We start from the raw sequence: 5,350 nt of genomic DNA, 5'->3' as shown, positions 1-5,350 counted from the left end.
TCTGAGAAAGGCGCCCGAGCGGCATCCCCTCCGGGCCCACCTCGGCTGCTTCGCATTCACCATCGCCCATTCGCATGGATCGAACGCCCCTGGCACGCCGGACCGGACACTGCTGCCACGGCCGCGTCCGCGCCGCAAGCACTGAAAGGTAATCGCGTGTTGCCAACGAACCCAACCATTCCAACCCGGAGGGCCCTCATCCATGACTCGATTGACCCATGAGCACCTCGAGGCGATCGAACGCCACGCCCCTGTCGCGCCGGTGCAGCAGCTGCGGCTGCAGGTGATGCAGATCCGCGATGAACTGCAGCACCTCGTCGCCGACGAGGCCGACTACGCGCGCGCCTTGCTGATGAAGCTCGGGCGCATCGTCGACGAGCAGTTGACGCCGCGTGCGACCGCACAGCCCGCACCCGTCTGGTTCGGCGACTGGCAGGCACCCGCGTGGCTCGCACAGCCGATCCAGGTCGCCGCCGCGGCCGTCAGGGCGCCGCTCTCGACGCCGGTGATGCGAGCGCGCGTCGGCCGGCGACGACCGAAAACCGGTCCCACCCTGCCGCAACGCGCGGCCGGCGCGGGCACGGCCTGAGCCTTGCCCGGCAGCAGCCGCAGCGCCGTCGCGCGCTGCGTGCTCTGCCTGGCATCGTTTGCAGCGCGGTTTGCAATACGCCGAGCCTGCTGCGAACAGGGTGAACTGCACAATTTCTCCTCTTGTGGTGGCTAGGGTCGCCGGTGCTCCACCGATCCGCACACACATTCAGGAGGACTGATCATGAGCACTGAAGCCACCGTTCCCGAAGTCACCGATCCCGAAACCACCGCCCGCTACGCCCGCTGCATCGAGCTCTCGAAGCGCGTGCGCTGGGACATCGACCGCGACGTCATCCGCAGCCGCAGCTTCGATTTCGACCAGAAGTTCCTGCCCGACGGGCTGACGCAGCTCGACCGGCTGCACGGCTGCAGCAGCGCCGAGAAACGGCTGCTCAGCCAGATCCAGGGCCGCACCTACGCCAACATGTTCGGCATGGTCGAGCGCTTCATCAATGCCAAGCTGCTCGACGTGAGCCGCGAGTACTGGTTCGGCGACCAGCTCGCCCTCGAGGCGCTGATCCGATTCAGCGACGAAGAGCTGAAGCACCAGGCGCTGTTCCGGCGGCTCGAGCACCTGATGGCCACCGGCATGGCGCCCGGCTACCAGTTCGTGCCCGAGGCCGACCCCGTTGCCCGCCTGGTGCTCAGCAAATCGACCTGGGCGGTGCTGGCGCTGACCTGCCACATCGAGCTCTTCACGCAGACGCACTACCAGCGCAGCATCCATCCCGATCCCGAGCTGTCCGAACTGTTCAGGGACGTGTTCCGCTTCCACTGGAAAGAGGAATCCCAGCACGCGGTGCTCGACGAGATCGAATGGCAGCGGGAAGACGCCAGGCTGACGCCGGCCCAGCGCGATGCGGCGGTCGACGACCTGATCGCGCTGATGCTCGCCATCGACGGGCTGCTGCGTGCGCAGAGCAGGTCCGACGTCCGGTACTTCATCCACCTGCTCGGCCCGCGCTCGCCGGAGCAACTGGACCAGCTGCACACCGTGATGCTGCGGGCCTACCGCTGGCAGTACATCGTCTCCGGCATCGAGCAGCCCCGCTTCTTCCAGCTGCTCACCGGCCTGCTCACCGAGGCGCAGATGAACCGCGTGACCCATGCACTCACACCGCTGATCGGCTGATTCCCCTGCGCCTGCCGATGGCAAAACGCGGCATCATCCGCTGATGAGGAAGGGGCATCAGGCGGGTCCGGCAGTTCCGCATGCAGTGGCAGGCTCGGGAGCGAGCGCCCTCGCCCCGCGCCGGCCCGGCCTGCGCCGCAGCCAGTCGGTGCTGGTCGTGGGGCTGCTGGTGATGGTGCTGACGCTGTCGGCCGCCGGTTTCATCAGCTGGCGCAGCCGCCAGGACGCCCTCGACGACTGGCGGCTGTTTCTCTCCAAGCTCTCGACGCTGGCGGTGCGCCATGCCGACCAGACGCTCGCCGCGGCCGATGCCGTCCTCGGCCGCGTGATCGACGAGATCAACAAGTCCGAGCCGATCGACGAGGGCGCGCTGCGGCGCATCGCCGGCCGGCAATCGGTGTTCGACATGATGCGCGAGCGCCAGAAGGACCTGCCACAGATCGACGTGATCTCGATCGCGACCACCGCCGGCGACATCGTCAATTTCTCGCGCGGCTACCCGCCGCCCGACATCAACGTGTCCGACCGCGACTACCTGAAGACCCACCTGTCCAACCCGTCGCTGGAGGTCTTCCTGTCCGAGCCGGTCAAGAACCGCGGCAACGGCCGCTGGACCTTCTATCTCGTGCGCAAGCTGCGCAATCCGCAGGGCCGCATGATCGGCGTCGCGCAGGTCGGCATCGAGAGCGAGTATTTCGAGCGCTTCTACCGCTCGATGAACTTCGAGCAGGGCGACGTCTCGCTGGCGCTGCTGCGCGGCGACGCCACGTTGCTGGCGCGCCACCCGCCGCGCGAGGATTTCATGGGCCAGGTCATCAAGGGCAGTGGGTCGCTGCGCGCGCTGGCCGAGGGGGCGCAGATCGGCGGCACCGCGGTCTTCAACGACCCGCGCCCCACCGACCCGAGCGATTCGCGGCTGCGCATCGTCGCGCCGGCCGTGTCGCAGGCCTACCCGATGGTGGTCAGCATCATCGCCACCGAGACCGTCGTGCTGGCGCACTGGCGCCGCACCAACTGGCTGGTCGTGTCGGTGGCGCTCGCGATGAACGCCCTGCTGCTGTGGCTCACGCTGTCGGTCTATCGCCTGCTGGAGCGGCGCGACCAGATGCTGAGCGAGCTCGAGCGCGCCCGCTCCGCCGCTGAAAGCGCGAGCCGCGCGAAATCCGCCTTCCTGGCCAACATGAGCCACGAGATCCGCACGCCGATGAACGGCGTGCTCGGCATGACCGAGCTGTTGCTGCAGACCGAGCTGACGGCCCGCCAGCGCGACCTCGCGACCGCCGCCTACGGCTCCGGCGAGACGATGCTGCACCTGATCAACGACATCCTCGACGTGTCCAAGATCGAGGCCGGCAAGGTCGAGCTCGAGGCGATCGATTTCGACCTGTCCGCGCTGGTGCACGACGAGCTCGGGCTGCATGCCGCGGCGACCCGCCGCAAAGGGGTGGCGCTGTCCGTCGAGATCGGCCATGGCGTGCCGCAGGTGGTGCGCGGCGACCCGATGCGGCTGCGCCAGGTGCTCGCCAACTTGCTGAGCAATGCGGTCAAGTTCACCGAGCAGGGCCAGATCGAGCTGAAGCTCGGCGCGCTCGATGCCGGCGCGGCGCCCGGGCCGCGCATCGAGTTCTGCGTGAGCGACACCGGCATCGGCATGGACGACGCGGCCCGCGCCCTGCTCTTCCAGCCCTTCACGCAGGCCGACGGCTCGATGACCCGCCGCTACGGCGGCACGGGGCTCGGGCTCGCGATCACGCGGCAACTCGTCACGCTGATGGGCGGAACGATCGCGGTCGACAGCGCCAAGGGGCACGGCTCCACCTTCTTCGTGCGCATCCCGTTCGCCACGGCGCAGGGCGTGCCGGCGTCCCGCGAGCGGCCGGCCGCACCGAGCGCCGGCAGCACGCCGCTGTCCGGCCGCCGCGTGCTGCTGGCCGAAGACAACCCGGTGAACATGGAGGTCGCGGCGGCGATGCTCGAATCGCTGAACCTGCAGGTCGACCGCGCGACCGATGGGCTGCAGGCCATCGCCCGCTGCCGCGAGCGCGTCTACGACGCCGTGCTGATGGACTGCCAGATGCCGGGCATCGACGGGCTGGAGGCGACCCGCCGCATCCGGGCCCAGGGCGAGCGCGAGCTGCCGATCATCGCGCTGACCGCCAATGCGATGGCCGGCGACCGCGAAGACTGCCTCGCCGCCGGCATGAACGACTACATCGCGAAGCCCTTCACCCGCGACGTGATCGAGCATGTGCTGCAGCGCTGGCTCAGCGCGCCGCCGCGCCTGGCGCCGCAGGCCCTGGCCGAACTGCGGGCCCGGCAGCGGCCGGGCATGCACGACCTGCTGCATTCGGTCACCTCGACCTTCCTCGGCGAGGCGCCGCGGCTGATGCAGCAGATGCGCGCGGCGGCCGCCGAACCGGTGCAGTGGACCGAGCTGAAGCGCGCCGCGCATGCGCTGGCCACCTYGGGGCGGCAACTCGGCGCCGAGCGGCTGGCCACGCTGTCGATGGCACTGGCCGACAGCGTGCACACCGGCACGAGCGGCGACCTGGGCGCGGCGCTCGACGAGATCGGCGCGGAACTTGCACGCGTCGAATCGGACGTGCGAGGCTTGTAGTCAAGAAGGAGATTCACATGGCAACCCGCGGATTCTTCGGCCGCCGCCCGGCCATCGACGTGGCGAAGCGGCTGCCACCCGGCCAGCACCTCACCGACGACTTCCCGGTGCTGTCGTACGGCCCGACGCCCGAGGTGCCGCTGGCCGACTGGCGCTTCACGCTGCACGACGGCCCGCGGCCGTTGGCCAGCTGGTCCTGGGACGAGTTCAACGCCCTGCCCCAGACCACCTGGCGCGGCGACATCCATTGCGTGACCACCTGGTCGAAGTTCGACACCGAATGGCAGGGCGTCACCGTCGACGACCTGCTGCGCGCCGCCGGCATCGAGGCGCCCACGCCCTGGGTGCTGGCGCGCTCGTTCGACGACTACGACACCAACGTGCCGATGGCCGACCTCGCCAACGGGCAGGCGATGGTCGCGACGCGCTTCGGCGGCGCCCCGCTCGCGCCCGAGCACGGCGGCCCGGCCCGGCTGCTGGTGCCGCACCTGTATTTCTGGAAGAGCGCGAAATGGCTCAAGGGCCTGCGCTTCACCGCCCGCGACGAGGCCGGATTCTGGGAGCTGCGCGGCTATCACATGCGCGGCGATCCGTGGCGCGAGCAGCGCTACACGAACGATCCGTGAGGGGCTGGCACGTGGACTGGAGCGACGTGGTGATCGACGAGGTCCGGCCCCGCACGCCGCGGGTGGCCAGCGTGTTCCTGCGCCTGCAGCTGGCCGCGCAGCATGCCGGCCAGCACCTGGACCTGCGGCTGACGGCGCCCGATGGCTACCAGGCGCAGCGCAGCTACTCGATCGCGTCGGTGCCGGGTGCGGCACGGGTCGAGCTGATGGTCGAGCGGCTCGACGCCGGCGAGGTCTCGCCCTGGWTCCACGAAGCAGCCCAGGCCGGCGACGCACTCGAGGCGCGCGGCCCGATCGGCGGGCACTTCGTGTGGCAGCCGGCCGACGGCGGTCCCTTGCTGCTGGTGGGCGGCGGCTCCGGCGTCGTCCCGCTGCTGGCGATGC

Annotated in this window: 5 protein-coding genes; all 5 read left to right on the top strand. The window is 69.8% G+C overall.

Features of this window, described 5'->3' with window-relative positions; genetic code table 11:
* Window positions 1–202 precede the first annotated feature (202 nt).
* Window positions 203–589 (top strand): hypothetical protein, encoded by a 387-nt coding sequence (locus AC1D01_RS19200; RefSeq protein WP_477869058.1) that lies wholly within the window; start codon window positions 203–205, stop codon window positions 587–589.
* A 183-nt stretch (window positions 590–772) separates the two neighbouring features.
* On the top strand, window positions 773–1,723 hold the full coding sequence (locus AC1D01_RS19195; protein WP_477869056.1) for a diiron oxygenase: 951 nt from the start codon (window positions 773–775) through the stop codon (window positions 1,721–1,723).
* An 85-nt stretch (window positions 1,724–1,808) separates the two neighbouring features.
* On the top strand, window positions 1,809–4,340 hold the full coding sequence (locus AC1D01_RS19190; RefSeq protein ID WP_477869054.1) for an ATP-binding protein: 2,532 nt from the start codon (window positions 1,809–1,811) through the stop codon (window positions 4,338–4,340).
* Between the two features lie 17 nt (window positions 4,341–4,357).
* Complete coding sequence (locus AC1D01_RS19185) at window positions 4,358–4,966, top strand: sulfite oxidase-like oxidoreductase (protein WP_477869052.1); 609 nt, start codon at window positions 4,358–4,360, stop codon at window positions 4,964–4,966.
* On the top strand, window positions 4,963–5,350 hold a 388-nt coding region (locus AC1D01_RS19180), incomplete at its 3' end, for an FAD-binding oxidoreductase (protein ID WP_477869050.1). The genes AC1D01_RS19185 and AC1D01_RS19180, both read left to right, overlap by 4 nt.

The organism is Rhizobacter sp. P3_B12 (assembly GCF_056402895.1).
Note: the sequence above shows the minus strand (reverse complement) of the source record. Positions and strands in the feature narration are given on the sequence as shown.

What these genes read in the sequence shown, in the direction of transcription:
- AC1D01_RS19200 (WP_477869058.1), top strand. Translation starts at nt 203, where the DNA reads ATGACTCGATTGACCCATGAGCACCTCGAGGCGATCGAACGCCACGCC.
- AC1D01_RS19195 (WP_477869056.1), top strand. Translation starts at nt 773, where the DNA reads ATGAGCACTGAAGCCACCGTTCCCGAAGTCACCGATCCCGAAACCACC.
- AC1D01_RS19185 (WP_477869052.1), top strand. Translation starts at nt 4,358, where the DNA reads ATGGCAACCCGCGGATTCTTCGGCCGCCGCCCGGCCATCGACGTGGCG.